At 59.6% G+C, this 22,331-nt stretch carries 18 protein-coding genes and 1 pseudogene; 9 read left to right on the forward strand and 10 right to left on the reverse strand.

Annotated features, from left to right (window positions below; translation table 11 throughout):
• Positions 1–132 precede the first annotated feature (132 nt).
• Together LKO31_RS01795 and rpmB are read right to left on the reverse strand one after the other, a co-directional pair.
• Entirely contained in the window at positions 133–540 is a 408-nt protein-coding gene (locus LKO31_RS01795) for a glycine zipper 2TM domain-containing protein (RefSeq protein ID WP_227688374.1), read from the reverse strand.
• A gap of 241 nt (positions 541–781) precedes the next feature.
• The gene (gene rpmB, locus LKO31_RS01800) at positions 782–1,075 is read right to left on the reverse strand and encodes a 50S ribosomal protein L28 (protein WP_227688375.1); all 294 of its coding nucleotides are present in this window, start codon (positions 1,073–1,075) and stop codon (positions 782–784) included.
• A 129-nt stretch (positions 1,076–1,204) separates the two neighbouring features.
• Between rpmB and tadA the strand changes: the two genes are divergently transcribed.
• Entirely contained in the window at positions 1,205–1,660 is a 456-nt protein-coding gene (gene tadA, locus LKO31_RS01805; protein ID WP_227688376.1) for a tRNA adenosine(34) deaminase TadA, read from the forward strand.
• Between the two features lie 40 nt (positions 1,661–1,700).
• On the opposite strand, the gene cobB is transcribed toward tadA, so the two are convergent.
• On the reverse strand, positions 1,701–2,405 hold the full coding sequence (gene cobB / locus LKO31_RS01810) for a Sir2 family NAD+-dependent deacetylase (protein ID WP_227688377.1): 705 nt from the start codon (positions 2,403–2,405) through the stop codon (positions 1,701–1,703).
• Positions 2,406–2,523: 118 nt separating this feature from the next.
• On the opposite strand from cobB, the gene dapB reads away from it, so the two are divergent.
• Together dapB and nth are read left to right on the forward strand one after the other, a co-directional pair.
• Positions 2,524–3,270, forward strand: coding sequence for a 4-hydroxy-tetrahydrodipicolinate reductase (gene dapB, locus LKO31_RS01815; protein WP_227688378.1), 747 nt, complete (start codon positions 2,524–2,526; stop codon positions 3,268–3,270).
• 2 nt (positions 3,271–3,272) lie between these two features.
• Positions 3,273–3,950 (forward strand): endonuclease III, encoded by a 678-nt coding sequence (gene nth, locus LKO31_RS01820; RefSeq protein ID WP_227688379.1) that lies wholly within the window; start codon positions 3,273–3,275, stop codon positions 3,948–3,950.
• Here the strand turns inward: nth and LKO31_RS01825 are convergent.
• The 3 genes from LKO31_RS01825 to LKO31_RS01835 form a co-directional block, all read right to left on the reverse strand.
• Positions 3,943–5,970 (reverse strand): DsbA family protein, encoded by a 2,028-nt coding sequence (locus LKO31_RS01825; protein WP_227688380.1) that lies wholly within the window; start codon positions 5,968–5,970, stop codon positions 3,943–3,945. The two genes, nth and LKO31_RS01825, sit on opposite strands and share 8 nt — an antisense overlap.
• 55 nt (positions 5,971–6,025) lie before the next feature.
• Positions 6,026–7,342 carry a M48 family metalloprotease gene (locus LKO31_RS01830; protein ID WP_227688429.1) on the reverse strand — a complete coding sequence of 439 codons (1,317 nt, stop codon included), beginning with the start codon at positions 7,340–7,342 and terminating at the stop codon, positions 6,026–6,028.
• Positions 7,343–7,655: 313 nt separating this feature from the next.
• Positions 7,656–10,766 carry an Rne/Rng family ribonuclease gene (locus LKO31_RS01835; RefSeq protein ID WP_227688381.1) on the reverse strand — a complete coding sequence of 1,037 codons (3,111 nt, stop codon included), beginning with the start codon at positions 10,764–10,766 and terminating at the stop codon, positions 7,656–7,658.
• Positions 10,767–11,564: 798 nt separating this feature from the next.
• Between LKO31_RS01835 and LKO31_RS01840 the strand changes: the two are divergent.
• From LKO31_RS01840 to LKO31_RS01865, 6 genes and pseudogenes are all read left to right on the forward strand, one after another.
• Positions 11,565–12,368: pseudogene (locus LKO31_RS01840) on the forward strand (N-acetylmuramoyl-L-alanine amidase family protein); the annotation flags it as partial.
• A 70-nt stretch (positions 12,369–12,438) separates the two neighbouring features.
• Positions 12,439–13,728 carry a D-arabinono-1,4-lactone oxidase gene (locus tag LKO31_RS01845; protein ID WP_227688382.1) on the forward strand — a complete coding sequence of 430 codons (1,290 nt, stop codon included), beginning with the start codon at positions 12,439–12,441 and terminating at the stop codon, positions 13,726–13,728.
• Positions 13,725–14,870, forward strand: coding sequence for a DSD1 family PLP-dependent enzyme (locus LKO31_RS01850; protein WP_227688383.1), 1,146 nt, complete (start codon positions 13,725–13,727; stop codon positions 14,868–14,870). Before LKO31_RS01845 ends, LKO31_RS01850 begins: the two co-directional genes overlap by 4 nt.
• A 123-nt stretch (positions 14,871–14,993) precedes the next feature.
• Positions 14,994–17,519 carry a penicillin-binding protein 1A gene (locus tag LKO31_RS01855; protein ID WP_227688384.1) on the forward strand — a complete coding sequence of 842 codons (2,526 nt, stop codon included), beginning with the start codon at positions 14,994–14,996 and terminating at the stop codon, positions 17,517–17,519.
• Between the two features lie 70 nt (positions 17,520–17,589).
• Positions 17,590–18,717, forward strand: a complete 1,128-nt coding sequence (prfB, locus tag LKO31_RS01860; RefSeq protein ID WP_227688385.1) for a peptide chain release factor 2 — start codon at positions 17,590–17,592, stop codon at positions 18,715–18,717.
• A gap of 14 nt (positions 18,718–18,731) precedes the next feature.
• The gene (locus LKO31_RS01865; RefSeq protein WP_227688430.1) at positions 18,732–19,448 is read left to right on the forward strand and encodes a class I SAM-dependent methyltransferase; all 717 of its coding nucleotides are present in this window, start codon (positions 18,732–18,734) and stop codon (positions 19,446–19,448) included.
• 20 nt (positions 19,449–19,468) lie between these two features.
• Here the strand turns inward: LKO31_RS01865 and LKO31_RS01870 are convergent, their stop codons facing one another.
• From LKO31_RS01870 to coaBC, 4 genes are read right to left on the reverse strand one after another with little or no spacing between them, the layout of a single operon-like run.
• Positions 19,469–19,825 carry a hypothetical protein gene (locus LKO31_RS01870; protein WP_227688386.1) on the reverse strand — a complete coding sequence of 119 codons (357 nt, stop codon included), beginning with the start codon at positions 19,823–19,825 and terminating at the stop codon, positions 19,469–19,471.
• A complete protein-coding gene (locus LKO31_RS01875; protein ID WP_227688387.1) occupies positions 19,822–20,616 on the reverse strand; it encodes a HesA/MoeB/ThiF family protein in 795 nt (264 codons plus the stop codon). The genes LKO31_RS01870 and LKO31_RS01875 overlap by 4 nt, the downstream gene beginning before the upstream one ends.
• A gap of 3 nt (positions 20,617–20,619) precedes the next feature.
• Entirely contained in the window at positions 20,620–21,096 is a 477-nt protein-coding gene (gene dut, locus LKO31_RS01880) for a dUTP diphosphatase (RefSeq protein ID WP_227688388.1), read from the reverse strand.
• Positions 21,065–22,315: a bifunctional phosphopantothenoylcysteine decarboxylase/phosphopantothenate--cysteine ligase CoaBC gene (coaBC, locus tag LKO31_RS01885; protein WP_227688431.1), complete on the reverse strand. Its 1,251-nt coding sequence runs from the start codon at positions 22,313–22,315 to the stop codon at positions 21,065–21,067. The genes dut and coaBC overlap by 32 nt, the downstream gene beginning before the upstream one ends.
• Positions 22,316–22,331: the final 16 nt, after the last annotated feature.

Raw genomic sequence — 22,331 nt, forward strand, 5'->3', positions numbered from 1 at the left:
ACGAGCACTTGGATACCAGCCTAGGCGGACAGTGCGCCGATAGCAACCCCGCGCTACAGATAAGAAAAACCCGCCCAGCCTTGGCTGAGCGGGTGAGGAGGGGAGAATCAGCAAGGGAGAGCTGATGGGAAATTAGCAGCGTCGGCCGTCGCTGCGGTCAATGGCACGGCCTGCAATGGCACCAACAGCGCCGCCGACAATGGCACCAACCGTTTTGTCACCGCGGCCCGCGATTTCGTGGCCGGCCAAGCCGCCAGCAATCGCGCCGATCACGGTGCCGCCGTCACCATTGTCGCAGCGGCGATAACGGTTGTTGTAGCGGTTGTTGCTGTAATAGCGGCGGTCGTTGTTATAACGGCGGTTGTCATAGCGACGATCATAACGGCGGTCATAGCGGTCACCACGGCGATATTCCGCGCTTTGCGACAGGCTGCTGTTATGGTCCATGAAAACAGGGGTTGCAGCGGCAGCAGGGGCCGCCAGACCCAGAGTGGCGGTCGACATCATGGCAGTGATGGACAGCGCGATAAACTTTTTCATCTTCAATCTCCTTGGCGGCGGTCCTGCGTTTCGGCGGGAAGCTGCGTCGATAAAAAGCTTATGCGTGATTCGCCTTGACCCTTAGCTGAACAATCTTGTTGGCTGAGGTTCATATTTGCTTTTCTTCGCATTTTTCGAGCGATAGCTGCGGCGGGAGGGCGCGTATCACCGATACGCCAGACAGCAAAAAGGCGGCCCGATTTGCATCGGCCGCCGATTTGCGTCGTCAAGGATCAGAAAATTAAGCGGCGGTTGCGGCGCGCTTCTTTTCGACTTCCTTCTTCAGCTTGCGGGCGCTGTCCGAAAGCTGGTCTGCACGGGCCTTAACAAGCCAGTTGTCCAAGCCGCCGTTATGTTCAACGGTGCGCAGGCCATGCGTCGAAACGCGCAGCTTTACGCCGCGGCCCAGCGCGTCCGAAAGCAGCGTTACATTCTGCAGGTTCGGCAGGAAGGTGCGCTTGGTTTTGTTGTTAGCGTGGCTAACATTGTGACCAACTTGGCGGCCCTTGCCGGTCAGTTCGCAAATGCGCGACATTGTCTTCGTCCTTACAAATCTGGTCGGCGTCCCTGCCGATGGTAAAAATCAGCCTCAACACGGATAAGCCGGTAAAGGCGCGCGCTTATCGGCTTGCCGAAGATTCGTCAAGGGATTAGCGGTAAGTTCATGCCACCATTCCCTCTTCCCGAACCCATGCGCCGCGCGCTTGAGCTGGCCCGATTCGCTGCGAATGCAGGTGAAGTGCCCGTTGGAGCCGTCGTCGTCAAGGATGGTATCATCATTGGCGAAGGTCAAAATCGTCCCCGCGAAAGCCACGATCCCACCGCCCATGCGGAAATTGTCGCCATCCGCGCTGCTGCTGCGGCTTTGGGGAATGAACGTTTGGACGGGTGCGACCTGTTTGTGACGCTGGAACCTTGCGCCATGTGTGCAGGTGCCATCGCCCATGCCCGCATATCGCGGCTCTATTATGGGGCGGGTGATGCCAAGGGCGGGGCGGTGATGCATGGCCCGCGCCTGTTCAGCCAACCGACCATTCACCACCGCCCAGAAATTTTTGACATGATCGGCGAAAAAGAAGCGGCCGAGCTTTTGATAAACTTTTTTTCCGCAAGACGATGATGACGGCCAAGGGGTGATTCGGGCGCTAAGCCGTCTATCTTTAGAATCCCAAAATTTGATGGACCCACTGCGGCACCAACTGGGTGGCGGGGCCTTGGCGGGATTCGGTGAACCATGCGCTGCCTTCGCTGGGTTCCATATTGAGTTCGAGCGTGCGCGCGCCATGGCTTCGCGCCTCGCGGACGAAGCCGGCGGCGGGGTAGACATTGCCGGATGTGCCGATCGATACGAACAGGTCGCACCGCGCCAAGGCGTCATAAATTTCATCCATGCGATAGGGCATTTCGCCGAACCACACGATGTCGGGACGCAAGCTATAGGGCGAGGCGCAGCTGGGGCAGGGGGGATAGTCGATCAGCGGGGTGGCCCAAGGGTGGCGCTGGTCGCAAAGGGTGCACCATGCCTGCGCCAATTCGCCGTGCATGTGAATCAGCTGCTTTGACCCCGCGCGTTCGTGCAAATCATCGACATTTTGGGTGACGAGCAGAAATTCACCGGGCCAAGCACCCTCTAGATAGGCCAAGGCTTCATGAGCGGCATTGGGGGATTTGGTCTGAACCGCTGCGCGGCGGGCGTCATAGAATCGGTGAACCATATCGGGATCGCGCTGATAAGCTTCGGGGGTTGCGACGTCTTCGATACGATGATCTTCCCACAAACCGTCTGACGCGCGAAAGGTTTGAATGCCGCTTTCCGCCGAAATACCGGCACCTGTCAGCACAACGATGTTGCGAATATTTCCCATAGATCATCCATTTTGTCCCCCCTGCGATAGCGGCGGGGGGCTGGTCTTCTGTTGCTTTCCTTCTAAAGGGTGGGGCAGATTTGAACAAGCGCAGGCGGCACAAGGGAGTTTCGGGCATATGAGCAACGTCGGTATCATCGGAAGCGAAGGCCGGATGGGCAAAGCCTTGGCCGCAGCCGCGCAGGAAGCAGGCCTGACGCATCAGGGCATTGATAAAGGCGGCGATGTCGCGGCCTTGGCGGCGGCGGTGGATGTCCTAATCGATTTTTCGTCCCCCGATGCCTTGGAAGCGCATTTGGATGCCGCTGTGGCGCATGGCTGTGCAATGGTGATTGGCACCACGGGACTAGAAGAACGGCACCATTATCTGATTGATGATGCGGCGAAGGATATTGCTGTGCTGCAAACGGGCAATACGTCGCTGGGCGTCACCTTGTTGGCCCATTTGGTGCGCGAAGCGGCGGCCAAGCTGGATGATGATTGGGACATTGAAATTGTCGAAATGCACCACCGTATGAAGGTGGACGCGCCCAGCGGCACGGCCCGACTGCTGGGGGAAGCGGCGGCAGAAGGGCGCGGCATTGATTTGGCGAGCCATAGCGATAGTGGCCGCGATGGAATGACGGGCGCGCGGAAGCGCGGCGATATTGGCTTTGCTGCGCTGCGTGGCGGCACGGTGGCGGGCGACCATGATGTGATTTTCGCTGGCCCCGAAGAAATTATCAAATTGGGCCATCATGCTGAAAACCGTATGATCTTTGCGCGCGGCGCAGTGAAAGCAGCGGCGTGGTTGCTGCAGCAGAAAAAGGGCCGCTATCATATGCCGCAAGTCTTGGGGCTGGATGCGGGCAGCGAGAGCGCCTGAGCATGAAAAAAGCCGACATTTTTGAATTTTATCGGCGATTGGCGGAGCTGAACCCAGATCCGGAAACGGAGCTGGCCTTTGGCAACACCTATCAATTGCTAGTGGCCGTGACTTTGTCGGCGCAATCCACCGATGTTGGCGTTAACAAAGCGACGCGCTTGCTGTTTGAGCAAGTGAAGACCCCGCAGCAAATGGTCGATTTGGGCGAGGACGGCTTGAAAGAGCATATCAAAACCATTGGCCTGTTTAACAGCAAGGCCAAGAATGTGATTGCGCTGTCCGAAATTCTGGTCCGCGATTTTGGCGGGGAAGTGCCCGCCGACCGTGATGCGCTGACCACCCTGCCGGGGGTGGGGCGCAAAACGGCCAATGTGGTGATGAACTGTGCCTTTGGCGCGGAAACTTTTGCGGTCGACACCCATATTTTCCGTTTGGGCAACCGCACCGGCCTCGCCCCCGGAAAAAATGTGAATGAGGTGGAGGCCAAGCTGGATAAGCAAACGCCCCAGCCCTTTCGTGTGGGGGCGCATCATTGGCTGATTTTGCATGGCCGCTATATTTGCAAAGCCCGCACGCCGGAATGCTGGCGTTGTCCCGTCGCGGACCTCTGTCGGTTTAAACCGAAGACAGAGGCCCCCAAAACGCGCAGCGCCAAAAACGCTGCGGCTGACCCTAGCTAGCTTGTTTGGTGCGCGTGCGGGCAATGGCGTCGCGCAGCGCATCAAAGCCGACTTGGCCCTGCATCAATTGGTCGCCAATCACCCATGTTGGTGTGGCGTTGAGTTGCAATTGATTGCCCAACGCCAAATTGCTTTCTAGTTCGCGCTGGAACAAAGCCTCGTCGGCGGTGGCGTCGCCGCTGCCGTCCAAGGATACGCCCGCTTGTTCCGCGGCCTTGATGATCGCGCTGGGCGCTAGGCTGCTTTGCGCGAACATGGCGTGGTGGAAGGCGTCATATTTGCCCTGACGCGCCGCTGCCAAGGCCATGAGCGCGGCGCTGCGGCTTTCGCGCGAAATGATGGGCAGTTCGCGGTAGACTACCTTCAACCGTTTGTCTTCGCGCAGTAAGCGGTCGATGTCCGGCACGCTGGCGCGGCAGAAACCACAAGCATAGTCGGTGAACACCACCAAGGTCACATCGCCGTCGGCATTGCCGCCCCATGCACCCGCATAGGGTTTTTCCAGCGCGGGGCGCACGGCGTCGATGGCCTTGGCAATTTCGCGGTCCCGCTGGGCCTCGAGCGCGGCGGGGATGATCTGGGGGTTGGTGGTGATATAATCGGCCACGATCGTTTCGACATCGGCTTTGGACATGCCGCCGCCAAAACGGCTGCCCAGCCAATAGCTACTGCCCAGCAGCGCGATCAGCGCCGCGCCGCCCAAGGCCCATGTCCGTGCGCTGAACGCAGGAAGGGCTGGGGCGTAGGCTGCAGACATTGGGGCCGCAGAAGTCGGGGCTGCAGGGGCGCGGTTTACCACTTCATAATTTGGAACGGGCCGAGCATCAGGGGTGGACGCACCAGAGGGGGGCGCATGATTTTGCGTCATAGTCTCATCAAAAAACGAAGGGGCCATGGCCGGCGCTGGGGAAGGCGGCGGGGCCGCCATGGGCGCGGGGGCCGGCGTCGGTGTCGCTGCTGTTGCCGCGCTGGGGGAGATATGCGGCGCTGTCTCGCTTGCCGCGGCGGACGGGACCGGTGCGGTTGGCGGCGGCACCATGGACTGCGGTGCAGGGACGGATGGCGGAGCGGGCACAGGCACAGGCGCTGCGGCGTCTTTGACTGCCGCAATGGGCTGGACATCTGCTGCGCTGGTTGTCGCGGGTTCAGGCGCGGCTATGTTATCGCCGTCCTCGCTGCTGCTATGGCCATCAAGGCTGTCCGCGCTGCCAAGCTCTTCGATCATGGCCGCGGGGCGCGGTTGATCTTCGGAGAATAAGGGCAGTTCGGCGGTCGATTTGGCGTCGGCAGCTTTGCGCTCTTCCTGCTCTTCGCGGGCAAGTAATTGCTCCAGACCCGATAGCGGCGGCGTGGGCGCTTCTTCTTCGCTCCGCTGGGGACGCAGTTTTTCGGCGGTGTCCTCAAGGGTTTCTTTACCCGCCCGCGCGACTTGGCCCAAACTTTGTTTGGTTTTATCCGCCATGTCCGTCAGGCCGCGACCGGCTTCGCTGGCGATATTGCCAACCTTGTCGGCCAGCGCCATTTTTTCCCAAATCTCTTTGCTTTTCGCTGCGCTGGCCTTGCTGGCTTTGGCTGTTCCCTCTGCCGCCGTGCGCGTGGCTTCGGCGGCTGTGCGGGTCGCCTCGGCAGCGGCGGCCCCGCTGCGGCGAGCAAGATCCTTGGTTCGGCGGGGGATTTCCATTTTCTCGACACGGGTCGGAATATCGGCCTTTTGCCCCAATGCGATGGTCCAGTCCGCAAAACGCAGCGAGGCGGCGCGCAGCTTGGTCAAGGCTGTGGCGGTGCCTTGTTTGACCTTTGCCGCATCCAGCAATGGCGGGCGCACGCCCTTTTCCTGATCGGCATAGCGGGCCAGATCCATGCCCATGGGCGGCAGATTCGGGTCCTGTGGTCCGCCTTGGCTGTGCATGGCACCTTGGGTATGCGGCGCAGCTGCGTCATCGCTGTGCAGCGGCGCTTCATTTCCCACTGGTTTGCCCTGTACCCAAGGCTGGTAATACTCGTCGTTTTTATCAGTCACATCAATGCCTTTGGCCGCAGATGACGCAGCAGGTCCCATGGTTTCGCACGACAGACTAACGCCGTTTGCGTCCGCGTTCTACCTCGGCGCGGGCGACGAGCGAAATATCTTGTGCCCGTATCCAATCGGCGCTGTGCGGCGGAAGGCCCTGCATCGCGATTTCCGCGTTCCGTAGCGCCAAACTGCTGCTGTTGCCCATCAGTTGATAGCGTTCCGCCGATGCCAGCGCCGCGCGGGGCTGGTCGCCTTTGTTGGCATAGACAATGCCCAGCTGATACCATGCAAAGGGGTTTTGATTGTCCAGCGCCACGGCGGTTTTCAGCACTTCTTCGGCCTCGGCGAAATTGTCAGGATTTTCGGTGGCAATCAGCGCATGACCCAAAATGGCGCTGATCAGCGGCTGATTACGGCTGTTGGCAACGGCTTTGCGAAGCGGCGGCAAGGCTTCGGCCGGGCGCCCGCTTTCCAGCAAAACCTGCCCTTCTAATTCCAGAAAATAGGGGTCTTCGGGGTCCGCCGCCAGCAAGGCTTTGGCTTCGTCCAATGCTTTTTGGGGATAGGCGCTTTTGTGCCAAGCATAAGCGCGGGCATAGCGGGCCGGAATGCTGGTGTCGCTTTCGGGGTAATTGCGCAAGGTGCGGGCGGGTTCTGACATATAGCCCGACAGCTTGGCTTTCACGCGCTGAAAGCGTTTTTCAATCGCTGGGTCGCTGGGCTTATCCCATGCAGGGTCCACCACATAGCTTTCGCGCAGCGCCTGAATACGGTCGCCTGACAAAGGGTGGGTGCGGCCATAGGCCTGATCATCATCCTGTTTCACGGCATAGCGGAATTCAAGATTTTGCAGGCGCTTAAAGAAATCGAGGCTGCCTTTTCCGGTAATGCCAGCTTTGGACAAATATTGGGCACCGGCGGCGTCGGCGGTTGATTCTTGGACGCGGCTGAACGCCAGATATTTGCCCAGCGCGGCTTGTTGGCCCGCCATCATAATGCCCATCGCGGCCTCGCCGCCGCCAGCGGCCATGGCGGCCGCCCCCAACAATAGGGACAAAAGCGATATGTTGGTGGCAGCGCCCGCGCCTTCGGCATGGCGAATGGCGTGGCCACCCATAATATGGCCCAATTCATGGGCCAGCACGCCTTGGACTTCATTGGCCGAACCGGCTTCGTTGATCAGCCCGCTAAAGACATACACATCCTGCGACCCGGCGACAAAAGCGTTAATACTGGGGTCGCCCAGCAAATGAACCCGAACCTGATTGGGCTTTAGTCCCGCCGCAACCGAGATGGGGGCCATCATATCTTGTAGCAAGGCTTCGGTTTCGGCGTCGCGCAAGATCGATTGGGCGGCGGCTGGCTGCACCGCGATCATCACCGCTGCGCCAACGCCCAGCGCCCAGCGGCTGATCACAGACCATGGTTGGCGCTGCTTGACGCAGCGCGGCGCAGATGGACGAACAGGCATGGTTTTGGACAACATAGGTCCGATATTGGCGGGGCGAAACTGAACTATGTGTGAAGCCATGCCGCGAATGTGGCGCGCTTGCGCTTCGGAAACAAGTGGGGCCGCCTATGCAAGTGCGATAGGCGGCCCCATTATGATTTTCGGCGTTGGCCCTTGCCCCATGTTGCCGACCATGGGCTGGGATGCCGAGGTCGCAGCGATGGGACGCGGTTACCCGAGCTTATTCACCAAAGGTGCGTTGCCACCAGCCACGGCGGGGGCTTTCCCCTTCGGCCAATGTGGTATCCGGCGCGGCTTCGGCGGCAGGCGCAGCGGCTGGCGCTGGCACTGGGCTTGGCTCTGCGGGGGCTGCAACATCTGCGTCGGCTTGGCCTGTCGAGGTGTCGCTGCTGTCTGCTGCGGCGGCTTTTTCAGCCTTGGCGGCGGCCGTTTCCGCAGCGGTCTTGCGCTTGCGCGGTGCCCGCTTTTTGGGTGCGGGTTTCGCGTCAGCGTCTGCCTCTACAGCTATGGCCTCCGCCTCTGCTTCCGCCTCGGCGGGGGCATCGACGCTGGCTGCGGCCGCTTTGGCTTCCGCTTCGGCCTTGGCCGCAGCGGTTTCGGCGGCGGTTTTGCGCTTGCGCGGTGCCCGCTTTTTGGGTGCAGGCTCGGCGGTTTCTGCGGTTGCGGCATCATCGGATGCTGCGCTAGCTGGCTCGCTTTCGGCGGGCGCAGCAGGTTCTGTCGCGATCGCGGCTTCGGTTGCGGCCTGTTCGGCAGCTTCTTCGGCCTTGGCCTTTGCGGTTTTGCGCGGGGCGCGTTTGCGCTTCGGCTTTTCCGCTGGGGCTTCCGCTTCGGCAGCGTGTACCTCTGTCGCGGCTGGCGCCGTTTCAACAGCATCAGCACGGTCCACCACTGCTGCGCTGTCGGCTGTGCTTTCCGCGCCCGATGGCGTTTCTGCCACGGGTTCCGCCGTGGTTTCGGGCGTGGGTTCAGACGGCGTGTCGCTGGACGTTTCCGATGTGCTTTCCACCGCGCTGGCGCTGGAACCACGGCCACGACCGCCACGGCGACGACGGGATTTGGGCTGATCGTCGCGTGGCGCGGCGACTGTGCCTTCGTCCATTGGTGCAGTTGCATCGGCATCGACGTCGGTTTGCCCGTCGCCATTGGACGATGCGTCCGATTCGCTGGCGAGCGTTTCGGCAGCAGGGCTGTCGTTTTGCTGCTCGTCATTTTGCTCTTCATCGCGGCGACCACGACGACCACGGCGGCGGCGGCGGCGGCGGCGGCGGCCTTCGCCTTCACCCTCCGCTTCTGCGTCGCCTTCTTCCCCTTCGGGACGGGCGCTGCCTTGCGGATCGCTTAGCGGTTCCGAATCCTCGTCTTGCTCGTCTTCATCCTCTTCAATTTCATCGTCGAAGTCGCTGTCGTCTTCGAGCAACTGAACAGGAGCATAGCTGCGGCGAACCAAGGGCGGTGGGCCGCTCACTTCGACGGTCATACGGCCGCCTTCGATTTCATTGTTCGGAAGAATGATGACGATAACGCCATATAATTCTTCGATATCTTGAACTTCGCGGCGCTTTTCGTTCAGCAGATAGAAGGTCGCTTCTTGGCTGGCGCGCAGCAAAATCTTGCTGCCCTTGCCGCGTGCGGCTTCTTCTTCGATCAAGCGCAACGCGCTGAGGCCTGCCGACGAAGCGGTGCGGACCAGGCCCGAACCGTCGCAATGCGGGCAAGGGCGGGTCGATGCTTCGAGCACGCCGGTGCGCAGGCGCTGGCGGCTCATTTCCATCAAACCAAAGCCGGAAATGCGGCCAATTTGGATGCGCGCGCGGTCGTTTTTCAGCGCGTCTTTCATTGCGCGCTCGACCTTGCGGACGTTGCTGCTGTGATCCATGTCGATGAAATCGATCACGACGAGGCCGGCCATGTCGCGCAAACGCAATTGGCGGGCGATTTCATGCGCCGCCTCAAGGTTCGTGCTGAGCGCGGTTTGTTCGATATTATGTTCGCGGGTCGACCGGCCAGAGTTGATGTCGATGGACACCAAAGCTTCTGTGGGGTTGATCACCAAATAACCGCCGGATTTCAATTGAACCACGGGATTCAACATACCGTTCAACTGATCTTCCACCCCATATCGTTGATAGAGCGAAATAGGGTCAGCATATTGCTTTACCTTGCGGGCGTGGCTGGGCATCAGCAGCCGCATAAATTGCTTGGCGGCGCGATATCCGTCCTCGCCCTCTACCAGCACTTCTTCGATGTCGCGGTGGTAAATGTCGCGGATGGCGCGTTTGATCAGGTCGCTGTCGCTATGAATCAGTGCAGGCGCGCTGCTGTGAATCGTGCGGTCGCGAATCTCGTCCCACAGACGGGCCAAATAATCGAAGTCGCGCTTAATTTCGGTCTTGGTCCGGCTCATGCCCGCGGTGCGAACAATGCAGCCCATCGATGGCGGCAGGTTCATTTCGTCGATCATCGCTTTTAACTTGCGGCGATCAGCACCGTTGGAGATTTTGCGGCTGATACCGCCACCATGCATGGTGTTGGGCATCAAGACGCAATAACGGCCCGCCAGCGACAAATAGGTGGTCAGCGCCGCGCCTTTATTGCCACGTTCTTCCTTGACGACTTGTACCAGCAACACCTGACGGCGGCGGATAACGTCTTGAATCTTGTAACGGCGGCGCAGTGACATGCGGTTTTCGCTGTCATCTTCGTCGCGGCGATTGCGTCCATTACGGCCCTTGCGGCCACGGTAGCGGCGGCGGCGGTTGTCATGGCCTTCGCCATTTTCCGCGCCTTCGCCCTCGCTGTCGCCATTATCACCGTCACCGTCACGGGCTTCGGCATCTTGGTCGTCTTGATCGTCTTGATCGTCGCTGTCCGAATCATCGGCGTCGCGGTCATCATCTTGACCATCGCCATGAATCGCTTCACCCACGACTTCGGGGGCCGCCGGACGGTCGCCATTGTCGTCGTCAAACCCTTCGACATCCGCGACATCGCCTTCCAGATCGTCCAGATCTTCTTCGGCGCGCATCGCGGCGGCGGCGGCATGTTCCGCCTCTTCGCGGATCAGGGCGTCACGATCTTCTTTGGGGATTTGATAATAGTCGGGGTGGATTTCGCTGAAAGCAAGGAAGCCGTGGCGGTTGCCGCCATATTCCACAAATGCCGCCTGCAACGAAGGTTCGACGCGCGTAACCTTCGCCAGATAAATATTGCCTTTTAACTGCTTATGTTCAGCAGATTCAAAATCAAATTCTTCAATCCGGTTGCCTTTGGTGACGGCGACACGGGTTTCTTCCCGATGCCGCGCGTCTATCAACATGCGTGTTGTCATTATGAACACTCCAAGCGCACCGCAGCGCGCCTAATAAAAATCCCGCTGGTTCGTCGGCCAAAAAGCCGCTGCGAACGGGGATGAAAGGGAAATTGTTATTGCTGCGCTGCGCCCTTGCCCCTTGTTGGGCAAACATGCGGCCTTCGTTCCACGTAGCTGCCTTGGCAAAAGCGCCAGGGTCGCGGACCGAAAGGGGCATGGCAAGCGTCATGCAGCATCAACCTGTTACGGGTTGAACGGGCAGGAAAGCGTTCTTGCGATTGCCAAGTCTGCCCGGTCAACCGAGTGGACTGACGGCACCAAGCCGATCATCGTGCGTCCGGCACCAGAGGCCCCACGTGCCCGCATGATCGCGGGGGCGGCGGCTTGCTCTTCAAAAGGCCGGACGGCCCGAGTTCGGCACCGTCAATGCCTAGGGTGCTAGCATCGGCTTTGCCATGCCGCAACCTCCTGCACGTCACTTATGGTCGATGGTGGTGCATTTATTGCAACAAGGGTGGCATGAATTTCATGGCCACCAAGCCGAGAGGGGCATGGATTATCCTATATCCCCTAGAATTAACGGTGTTTTGGATCATGGTACGGGGGGCATATTGCCCAATTTTTTTGCACCATGGCGTTGTGCGCTTCTATTAACCACTGGACCATCATCCATCGCCCCGCCAATAAACCGCCATGTCTTTGCCCATGATCTTGATGGCCGCCGCAACCTTGACGCCCCCGATGGGCGGACAGGGGGGAGCCGCGATTCTGGGTCAAATGACGATGCCGCAGGTGCAGTCTGCCATGATGATGGGCGCCGCCCGTCCCAAAGCAAAGCCATCGTCACCCACCGAGGTGCGCGTGAAAATTGGTCCGCCCAAGCCGTGGCTGGAATTGCCACGGGTGGAGGGACCACGGGACGATGACCTGCCGTTGGTGGTGGTGGACGCGGGGCATGGTGGGCATGATCCGGGGGCGATATCGCCGCACAATGGCCGCCGCGAAAAAGATATTACGCTGACCATCGCCAAAGCCATTCGCGACGAATTGCTGGCATCGGGCCGTGTGCGCGTGGCGTTGACGCGCGGCGATGATCGTTATTTGGCATTGGAACAGCGCAGCGGCATGGCACGCGGCCTGAAGGCGGATTTGTTCATTTCCATTCATGCTGATGCCGCCGCCAGCGCCGATGCACGCGGGGCGTCCATTTATACTTTGTCCCAAGTGGCGTCCGACCAAGCCGCTGAGCGTCTGGCGGCCCGCGAAAATAAGGCGGATATTTTGAACGGCGTCGATTTGGGCGGGTTGGAAGGCGATGTGTCGTCCATCTTGCTGGATTTGGCGCAGCGCCAGACGATGGAAGAAGCGTCGGCCTTTGCTCGACTATTGCAGCGCGAGGCGGCGGATGAGCTGGTGTTTCGTACCCGCGCTCACCGCTTTGCCGCCTTTGCGGTGTTGAAAGCGCCCGATACGCCGTCGATCTTGTTTGAAACCGGCTATATTTCCAATGCCGAGGATGCGGCCTTTTTGGCGTCGGCATCTGGCCCCCAGAAAATCGCACGCGGTGTTCGCGAAGCGGTGCGCATTCATTTTGCCAAGCGGCGGGTCAATAAACGCTGATTTCTATGTCCGCTCGGCTGCGACAGATCGGCGTTGACAAGCATCATTGCGGGCATCAGCCTGCCTTTATATGAAAAGCAAAGGGGAGTGGCGCAACTGGTCGGGCAGTGTTCGCACGTCCGCACCCATGTTGCAGCCTCGGGATGAGGCAGAGCTGGCGCAGATGATTTTGCGCCATGACCATATTCGCGCATCAGGGGCGGGGCATAGTTTCATGCCGCTTTGTGCGCCGCCGAGTAATGGGGCGGGTATGGGCCGCGCCGCAATGGTCAATCTGTCGCAGATGGACGGGGCATTGCAGATTCACAGGGATCGCCAAAGCGCGCGCGTTCCCGCGGGATGGAGCATCGCGCGCATAACAGAGCTATTGTGGCAGCATGGCTTGTCGCTGGCCAACCAAGGCGATGTAAACCCCCAAGCCTTGGCGGGGGCGATGGCGACGGGCACGCATGGCACGGGCAATGATCTGGGGTCGTTGTCCACCATGGCGCGGGGATTTCAAATGATCGACGCGCAGGGCCAAAGCCGGTGGTGCGATGCCCAGACAAACCCTGAATTATTTGCGGCGCAGCGCCTGTCTTTGGGCTTGTTGGGCGTCGCGACGCAAATAGAGGTTGCGGTGGTTCCGGCCTTTCATTTGGCCGAACAGGTGGAAGCCCGCCCGATGGAGGCGGTCTATGAAGGTTATGAGGATTGGACGCAGCAAAACCGTCATGCGGAATTTTGGGTCTTCCCCCACAGCGATATGGCGATTGTCAAACGGCTGAATGTGACGGACCCGTGCCCGCCACCAACCAGCAATCAAGATGTCAGCGAAACATTGTTCCGGCATATTTTGAATCTGTGTGCATTTTGGCCCGCGCTGACGCCAATGCTGCAACGCTTGATGATGAAAAGCGATGTGACGGGTGCGCGCCAAGGGCCAGCCTATCGTATTTTTCCGTCCGACCGGACCATCAGGTTCGAAGAAATGGAATATGAAATTCCCCTCGCCAACGGCATGGCGGCGTTGCGGGAAGTGATCGCGTGGATTCGCAAAAAAGGGCTGCCGGTGTCATTCCCCTTTGAATATCGCACGGTGGCGGGGGATGATATTGACATCAGCCCGATGAACGCTGGCCCTGTCGCTGCGATCAGCATGCATCAATATGCCAAAATGCCGTGGAAGCATTTGTTCCAAGAGGCGGAGGCAATTTTTCGCGACCATGGTGGTCGCCCCCATTGGGCCAAACGCCACCGCCTGACGCGCGATGATGTGGACCAGCTTTACCCTCACGCCGAACAATTTCGCATCATCCGCCGAATGATGGATGGCGAGGGGAAATTTTTGAACAGCCATTTGCGGGATTTGTGGGAATGACGGACGATTGCAATTTGCACCAGCATTTGATCAATCTGCCCCATGGGCGGGGCCAATTGAACACGCCTGTGTTGGTGGTGGACGCGGAAATTTTGGACCGCAACATTGCCCGCATGGCGCAGATTGCGCAGGGCGCGGGGGTCAAGCTGCGTCCCCATGGCAAAACGCACAAAAGCGTTGATATCGCCAAGCGCCAACGCGCGGCCGGAGCGGTGGGGCTATGCTGCGCCAAAATTGGCGAAGCCGAGGTGATGGCCGATGGCGGGGTGACGGGTTTGTTGATTACATCGCCGATCACCAGCGCGCCCGCTTTGGCCCGCATGGCGGCGCTGGCCCTGCGCGCGCCCGATTTGATGGTGGTGGTCGATCATCCTGCGGTGGCCCAGCATATGCAGGATGCTTTGTTGGCCGTTGGTGCGCAGATGGATGTGTTGATCGACATTGACCCCGGCATTGCCCGAACGGGTGTGACTGCCCCCAATAAGGCGGTGGAATTGGCAGAGGCCATCACGTCATTGTCCCAGCTTCGCCTGCGCGGGGTGCAATTTTATTGCGGGTCACAACAGCATATTGAATCTTTTACGGACCGCCGCGCATCGATGGTGGACCGTGCGCAAATCTTGCACGCCCATGTGGCGGCGCTGCGGGACGCGGGTTTTGCGCCCGACATCATCAGCGGTTCGGGCACCGGAACCCATCAAATTGACAAGGAATTGGGCCTATTCACCGAATGGCAGGTGGGGTCTTATGTGTTTATGGACCGCCAATATCAGGACTGCGATTTGGCGGGCGATGATGCGCCGCTGTTTGAAACGGCCTTATTTGTCGACGCCTCGGTGGTCAGCGCCAATCATAGCGGGCTGGTAACGATTGATGCGGGGTTCAAGGCATTGTCCAGCGATGGCGGTTTGCCCCAAATCTGTGCGGGCGGGCCGCAGCAGGCGCATTTCGCCTTTATGGGGGACGAGCATGGGGCGCTGATCTGGCCCGACATAGCGGCCCTATTGCCCAGCGGGTCGCGGGTCGAACTGATGGTGCCGCATTGTGACCCCACCGTGAATCTCTATGACCATTATCATGTGGTGCGCGGTGATCAGTTGGTGGATATATGGCCTGTCAGCGCGCGGGGCCGTTCGCGCTAGGGCGATTTTGGCGGGCTATGGGCAGGGGCGTTGGCGATGTGACCACGCCTTTTGGCGGTTTACCGCATCTAGGGTGCAAGCTCCCTTTCCTTTCGTCCCGTCACGCGATAGAGGCTGAAACCTATGGCCGCAGACCGTTCGACCGAAGTTCGCACCAATGTTCGCACGCGCTGGAACAGCGCCCGCGATGCTCTTTTTGCGCATATTCAACCCTATTGGGCCAAGCGATGGGTTCGCTGGCTGACATGGTTGGCGTTGGCGGGGCTGGCTGGCCTGATATTGTTGTGGGTGATTTTTGCCCGCAACCTGCCATCGGTGGACCAGCTTCAGGATTATGAACCGCAATTGCCGACGATTGTACGCGATGCGGATGGCGCGCCGGTCCATACCTATGCCCGTGAACGGCGCGTGCAATTGGCCTATGATGATTTTCCGGCAACCTTGATCCATGCCTTTTTATCCGCCGAGGATAAGACATTTTTTGATCATGGCGGCATCGATTATCCGGGCATTGTCAGTGCCATTATCACCAATGTGACTCGGTCTGGCCGCCCTGTCGGGGCATCGACGATCACCCAGCAAGTGGCCAAAAACCTGCTGTTATCCAATGAATTAAGCTATACGCGCAAATTGCGTGAGGCGATTTTGGCGACCCGCATCGAAAGCGCGCTGACCAAAGAGCAAATTCTTGAATTATATTTGAACGAGATTCCGCTGGGCCGCCGCAGCTATGGCGTGCAAGCCGCCAGCCGCGCCTATTTTAACAAGGATGTGGACGAATTGGCCCTGCATGAAATGGCCTTTTTGTCGACGCTGCCCAAAGCGCCAGAACGTTATGGCCGCAAGCGCTATAGCGAGGAAGCCTTAAGCCGCCGTAATTTGGTGCTGGGCTTGATGCGCAAAAATGGCTGGATCAGCGAAGCGCAAATGCGCAGCGCTCAGGCCCAGCCTTTGGGCCTGAGCGAGAGCGGCAATAGCGCCGTCGTGCAGGCTGGCGGATATTATATGGAAGAAGTCCGCCGCCAGTTAATCGCCGAATTTGGTGAAACAGCCGAGGACGGCCCGCTGAGCGTTTATGCGGGCGGCTTGTGGGTTCGCACGCCTTTTGACCCGAATATGCAAAATGCCACCGAAACGGCGCTGCGCCGTGCGATGATTCGCTATGATGCGGGCAAAGGCTGGTCGGGGCCGATCGCGACCATTGACGCCGATGACAAATGGCAAAGCCGCTTGGCGTCCAGCTTTATCGGTATTGATTATGATGGTTGGCGCGTGGCGACCATCCTGTCAAAAAATGGGGGATCAGCGCAGATTGGCTTTGCGGATGGCAGCACCGGACGTTTGCCGTCTTCGGCGGCGTCTCTGCATTACCGCAAGACTGGCGGCAGTGCCTTTAGCGCGCTGAAAGATGGGGATTTGATTGCGGTGAAGTCCACGGGCGGCGATGGTTATACGCTGCGCAACATTCCCGAAATTTCCGGCGGTATGGTAATCGAAAGCCCGCGTTCGGGCCGTATTTATGCCATGCAGGGTGGCTTTGATGTGCGCTTGTCGCCGTTCAACCGCGCGACACAGGCCGAACGCCAGCCGGGTTCGACCATCAAACCCTTTGTTTATGCCGCCGCATTGGACAATGGCATGACGCCCGCGACGATGATCGTCGATGGTCCATTTTGCGTGTATCAAGGCGCACGGCAGGGCAATAAATGTTTCCGCAACTTTGGCGGGTCCAGCGGCGCTGGCGAACGCACGATGCGTTGGGGCTTGGAACAATCGCGCAACCTGATGACGGTGCGTGCGGCCAGCCAAGTGGGCATGGAACCGGTGGTCGACACGATTCGCAAAATGGGCATTGGCGAACATGAACCCTATTTGGCGACGGCTTTGGGGTCGGGTTCGACCACCGTCGAAAAACTGACCAATGCTTATGCGATGTTGGCCAACCATGGGCGTCAACTGAATTCGCGGGTGATTGATTATGCCCAAGATCGGCGCGGAAAAGTGATCTTCCCGCGCAATTGGCGTCCATGTGATGGGTGCAATATGGCGGATTGGGATGGCAAGGCCATGCCGCGCTTTGCGCCCAGCGGCAAACAGATCATGGACCCGATCACCGCTTATCAGGTGGTACATATGCTGGAAGGCGTGGTGCAGCGCGGCACCGCCACCCGTTTGCGCGACTTGGGCGTTCCCATTTTTGGCAAGACGGGGACGACCTCTGGCCCCAATGACGTGTGGTTTGTGGGTGGCACGCCGGACGTGATCGCTGGTGTCTATCTGGGCTTTGACCAGCCCCGCAGCATGGGTGGATATGCACAGGGCGGTAATATGGCGGCCCCGATTTTCCGGGAATTTGCGGTGGCGGCGCTGAAGGACCGCCAACCCATACCCTTTGTGGCGCCCAAGGGCGTACATATGGTGCGGATTGACCGCCGTTCGGGCCGCCGTGTTTATGGCAGCTGGCCAACCACCGACCCTATGGCGTCGGTGATTTGGGAAGCCTTTAAGCCCGAAAGCGAACCGCGCCGCACCATCAGGGCCGAAGAAATTCGCCCATCGGCACCGGCCAAGAAACAAGATGCACCGGTTGCCGTCGAGGGACGGCGCAGTGACAAAGATTTTCTGGAGGATCGCGGCGGGATTATTTGATCCTGCTGCTTCTTCCCCTTACGCCCCAGACGCTTTATGGGCGTGAGCCATAATTTTCAGGAGCAACGCTATGCGCGCCGAAGCGCAGGATCATATTGATAAGATTGGTGGCGCATTGGCGCTGCTGCGCCGATTCCTTGATTGGGATCGCGCGCTGCGCCGTCTTGATGAACTGAACGCCAAGGTGGAAGACCCCAGCTTGTGGAACAATCCCAAGGCTGCACAAGAGGTTATGCGCGAACGCCGCCGTTTGGACGAAGCCATTGCGGCGACCCGTGCGATTGAAACCGAACGCGACGATACGATTGAATTGATCGAATTGGCCGAGATGGAAGGTGATGAGGCCTTGGTCGACGATGCCGTCGCCAGCCTAGCGGCCTTGGCGGAGCGGGCCGAAACCGACAAGGTCAAGGCGCTGCTCGCCGGTGAAGCCGATGGCAATGATTGCTATATTGAAATTCACGCGGGCGCTGGCGGCACGGAAAGTCAGGATTGGGCCGAAATCCTGCAGCGTATGTATATGCGCTGGGCGGAAAAGCGCGGCATGAAGGTGGAACTGGTCGAATATCAGGCCGGCGAACAAGCGGGCATTAAATCCGCCACCATGTTGATCAAGGGCGACAGCGCCTATGGCTATGCCAAGACCGAAACGGGCGTGCACCGTCTGGTCCGCATTTCGCCTTATGACAGCTCGGCCCGCCGCCACACCAGCTTCTCGTCGGTGTGGGTCTATCCGGTGATTGACGATAATATTCAGATCGAAATTAACGAAAGCGACCTGAAGATCGACACCTATCGCGCATCGGGCGCGGGTGGTCAGCACGTGAACACCACCGACTCGGCGGTTCGTATCACCCACATCCCCACCGGCATTGTGGTGGCGAGCCAGAACGACCGTTCGCAGCACAAAAACCGTGCCACGGCGATGGGCATGTTGAAAGCGCGCATGTATGAAGCCGAGCTGCAAAAGCGCGAAGCCGAAGCATCGGGGGAATATCAGGCCAAGACCGAAATCGGTTGGGGCCACCAGATTCGTTCTTATGTCCTGCAACCCTATCAGTTGGTGAAGGATTTGCGCACGGGCGTGACCAGCACCGCGCCAGATGATGTGTTGGATGGTGCGCTGGATCCGTTCATGGCAGCGGCTTTGTCGCAAAAGGTGACGGGCGAAAAGGCTGACGTCGAGGATATCGATTGATGACCCGCAGCGGCATGATATCAACCTGTTTGGCGGTGGCGGTTTTGCCATGGCTGGCGGGTTGTGACGTGCCGCTGGCTGGCGGCGAAGATCGGGTTGAAAGCGCCCAAATGTTCCCTGCCGCAGATCGTCCGGTGGCGGCGGCGGAATCGACCAACTGGTCCACCGAAGAAGTGCGCGACCGCGTGAACGAAGCCGAAGAGGTGATGAACGCGGCGGAAGTGAAAACGGGCATGACCGTGGCCGATATTGGCGCGGGCGATGGATATTATACCGTGCGGCTGGCTGTGCGGGTGGGGGCCGAAGGGCGCGTGTTGGCGCAAGATATTTCGCCCGAATTGATCGAGCGTCTGGCCGACCGTGTCGCGCGCGAACGGTTGGATAATGTATCGTTAAAATTGGGGGCGGAAGACGACCCGCGCTTGCCCGAAAATAGCTTTGATCGCATCTTCATGGTCCATATGTATCATGAAATTGCCGAGCCTTATGCCTTTTTGTGGCGGCTGCGCGCTGCGCTGCGTGATGGCGGGCAAGTGATTGTGGTCGACGCCGATCGCCCTGTGGCCCAGCATGGCACACCCTTTCGCCTGCTGGTCTGCGAGATGGAGGCGGTGGGCTATAAGCTGATGTCCTATAAGGACAAGCAACAGGCGGGCGGATATATGGCGCGCTTCGTGCCTGCTGCGCCCTTGCCCGCGCCTGAAAATATTCAGGTTTGCGTTAACCCCTAATCCGTCGGTCCATCACGCCGTCAGTAAATCACCGGATTTTGGCCGCTACCCGGTCCGGCCAGAAAGCTGACCAGACCGCCCATTTGGGCTTGGGGCCAAATGGCATCGGGACCAAGGCCCGCGATCAGCAAACCTGTTTGGCACACCGTCATGGGAATGTCGGCAGCGGAAATTTCATCCAATATATCCGCCAGTGTTGGCAGGCCCAAGGGCTGCCGCACGGCGTCTTGGGGGGCGTGCAGGGGCAGGGCGATCAGCGCCGCCGCTTCGCCTTGCAAAAATAGGCGCGGGGATTTGCCCAGTGCGGCGCTGGTCAGGGCCAATTCCAAGGCGGCGATCAAGCGGCCGGTGTCAGGGGATGCGATGATGATATTCACGGGACGGAAGTCCCCGCATGGCCGCGATTGTCGCTGGCGGTCTGATGGTGACACACAGGGCAAGCCGGATCCTTGGCCACGCCTATTTCCCGCCATTGGCGGTCCATCATATCCACCAACATCAAGCGCCCGAGCAGCGAACGTCCCCAACCCGACAGGTGCCGGATGACCTCCAGCGCCGCCATGGTGCCAACCATGCCCACCAGAGCCCCCATCACGCCCGCTTCGGCGCAATTGATGCCGTCACGGTGCGGGTCATCACCGACCAAACAGGCGTAGCAAGGTTGGTTGGAACGCCATCCTTCATATAAAGCAATTTGTCCGTCAAAGGCACCAACAGCGGCGGATAATAAGGGTGTGTTTGCGCGCACCGCCGCTGCGTTCACGATCAATCGCGTGGCGAAATTATCGCATCCGTCCAAGATGATATCGGCACCAGACAGCAGCGCATCGACATTGTCGCTGGCAAGGCGTGTGACATGGGGGTCGAACAGTATATGGGGGTTGATACGCTGACCGGTGCGGGCGGCCACCAGCGCCTTGGGTGCGCCCAGATCATCGTCGCTGAACAAAGGTTGGCGGTGCAAATTGGACAGTTCCACCACATCATCATCGATAATGCTGATGCGCCCCACGCCCGCCGCCGCCAAATAGGTGATCGCCGGACAGCCAAGCCCGCCCGCGCCAATCACCGCGACATGAGCGGATTTCAGCTTGGCTTGTCCCGCCCCGCCAAAGGGCGGCAGGATGATTTGCCGCGCATAGCGATCCAGTTCGGCGTCACTCAGCAAGGATCAGGCGCTCGTCACGCCCGTTGAACCGAAACCGCCGCTGCCGCGTGCGGTGTCGTTCAGATCATCGACCAGATCAAAGCTGGCGCGCTGCACAGGGGCGGGCACCAATTGGGCGATGCGGTCGCCGCGTGTGATGGTGAAATTATCTTGTCCCAAATTGGCGAGTATCACTTTCACCTCGCCGCGATAATCGCTGTCGATCGTGCCGGGGCTGTTCAGGCAGGTGATGCCATTTTTCAGCGCCAATCCCGAACGTGGGCGCACTTGCACTTCATATCCGGCTGGAATGGCCATAGCGAAACCGGTGGCGACGGCATGGCGCGCGCCAGGTGCCAAGGTCAGGCTTTCGGCGGCGACCACATCCATGCCCGCTGCGCCGGTGCTGGCATAAGCGGGCATGGGCAAGCCTTCGCCATGCGGCAGACGTTTCAGTGCGATACGAATATCAGCCAAGGGGTGCGCGGGCGTCGAGTTCATCGGCGATGCTTTCCATTAATTTACGGGCGACCGCCGATTTGGGCAGGCGGTCCCAACTGGTAACGCCAGTGGGGCTGACGATATGCACTTGATTGGTTTCGCCGCCCATTGGGTCGGCAGAGACATCATTGGCGACGATCCAGTCACAGCCTTTGCGCGCCAATTTGGCGGTGGCGTTGGCGATGACATCATTGGTTTCGGCAGCAAAGCCGACCAGCAAGGGCGGGCGTTTATCGCTTTTGGCAAGGCCAGCCAAAATGTCGGGATTTTCGGTTAGCATCAGCGGGGGGACCGCGCCGCTGCCATCCTTTTTAATTTTCTGCGGCGATGTATCCGCCGCGCGCCAATCCGCGACGGCGGCGACCAAAATGGCGGCATCGGCGGGCAAATTGCTATCCACCGCCTCGGCCATTTCGCGGGCGCTTTCCACGTCAATGCGCGTCACGCCAGCGGGGGTGGGCAAGGCCACGGGGCCGGACAGCAGCACAACCTCTGCGCCCAATTCGGCGGCGGCAGCAGCAATGGCATAGCCTTGTTTGCCGCTGGAACGGTTGGCAATATAGCGCACCGGATCAATGGGTTCGTGGGTTGGCCCTGCGGTAATCAGAATGCGGCGTCCCGCCAAGGGGCGCGGGGTGGGCGGCGCAAAATCGGGTTGGCCCGCCAGCACATCATGTTGCGCGGCCAATTTGGCGGTGATGGCCGCATGGATGGCGGCGGGTTCGGGCAAACGGCCGGGGCCAAATTCGCCGCAGGCCATGTCGCCGTCATCGGGGGTCATCACCTCTATGCCGTCGCTGCGCAGCACCGCGATATTGCGCTGGGTGGCGGCATGCAGCCACATGCGCACATTCATGGCGGGCACAGCCAGCACGGGCTTGTCGGTCGCCAGCAGCAAGGTGCTGGCCAGATCATCGGCCAAGCCGCTGGCCATTTTCGCCATCATATTTGCGGTCGCCGGACAGACCACGACCAAATCGGCAGAGCGGCTCAGTTCAATATGGCCCATTTCCACTTCAGCAGTCAGGTCGAACAGGGCCTGATGGACGGTGTTGCCGCTGATCGCGGCCAAGGTCAGCGGCGTGACAAATTGCGCCCCCGATGCCGTCAGCACACAGCGAACATCATGACCTGATTTGCGCAGCAAGCGAATGAGTTCGATGCTTTTATACGCCGCGATGCCGCCGCCAATAATCAAAATTATGCGCTTGGCCGTCATATTGATCGTCACCTAA

Origin of the sequence: Sphingopyxis yananensis (genome assembly GCF_020687785.1) — a bacterium.
Lineage (GTDB): Bacteria > Pseudomonadota > Alphaproteobacteria > Sphingomonadales > Sphingomonadaceae > Sphingopyxis > Sphingopyxis yananensis.

Coding starts and splice junctions, on each gene's coding strand:
- LKO31_RS01795 (WP_227688374.1), bottom strand. CDS start 540: ATGAAAAAGTTTATCGCGCTGTCCATCACTGCCATGATGTCGACCGCC.
- rpmB (WP_227688375.1), bottom strand. CDS start 1,075: ATGTCGCGCATTTGCGAACTGACCGGCAAGGGCCGCCAAGTTGGTCAC.
- tadA (WP_227688376.1), top strand. CDS start 1,205: ATGCCACCATTCCCTCTTCCCGAACCCATGCGCCGCGCGCTTGAGCTG.
- cobB (WP_227688377.1), bottom strand. CDS start 2,405: ATGGGAAATATTCGCAACATCGTTGTGCTGACAGGTGCCGGTATTTCG.
- dapB (WP_227688378.1), top strand. CDS start 2,524: ATGAGCAACGTCGGTATCATCGGAAGCGAAGGCCGGATGGGCAAAGCC.
- nth (WP_227688379.1), top strand. CDS start 3,273: ATGAAAAAAGCCGACATTTTTGAATTTTATCGGCGATTGGCGGAGCTG.
- LKO31_RS01830 (WP_227688429.1), bottom strand. CDS start 7,342: ATGATCGCGGTGCAGCCAGCCGCCGCCCAATCGATCTTGCGCGACGCC.
- LKO31_RS01835 (WP_227688381.1), bottom strand. CDS start 10,766: ATGACAACACGCATGTTGATAGACGCGCGGCATCGGGAAGAAACCCGT.
- LKO31_RS01845 (WP_227688382.1), top strand. CDS start 12,439: ATGAAAAGCAAAGGGGAGTGGCGCAACTGGTCGGGCAGTGTTCGCACG.
- LKO31_RS01850 (WP_227688383.1), top strand. CDS start 13,725: ATGACGGACGATTGCAATTTGCACCAGCATTTGATCAATCTGCCCCAT.
- LKO31_RS01855 (WP_227688384.1), top strand. CDS start 14,994: ATGGCCGCAGACCGTTCGACCGAAGTTCGCACCAATGTTCGCACGCGC.
- prfB (WP_227688385.1), top strand. CDS start 17,590: ATGCGCGCCGAAGCGCAGGATCATATTGATAAGATTGGTGGCGCATTG.
- LKO31_RS01865 (WP_227688430.1), top strand. CDS start 18,732: ATGATATCAACCTGTTTGGCGGTGGCGGTTTTGCCATGGCTGGCGGGT.
- dut (WP_227688388.1), bottom strand. CDS start 21,096: ATGAACTCGACGCCCGCGCACCCCTTGGCTGATATTCGTATCGCACTG.
- coaBC (WP_227688431.1), bottom strand. CDS start 22,315: ATGACGGCCAAGCGCATAATTTTGATTATTGGCGGCGGCATCGCGGCG.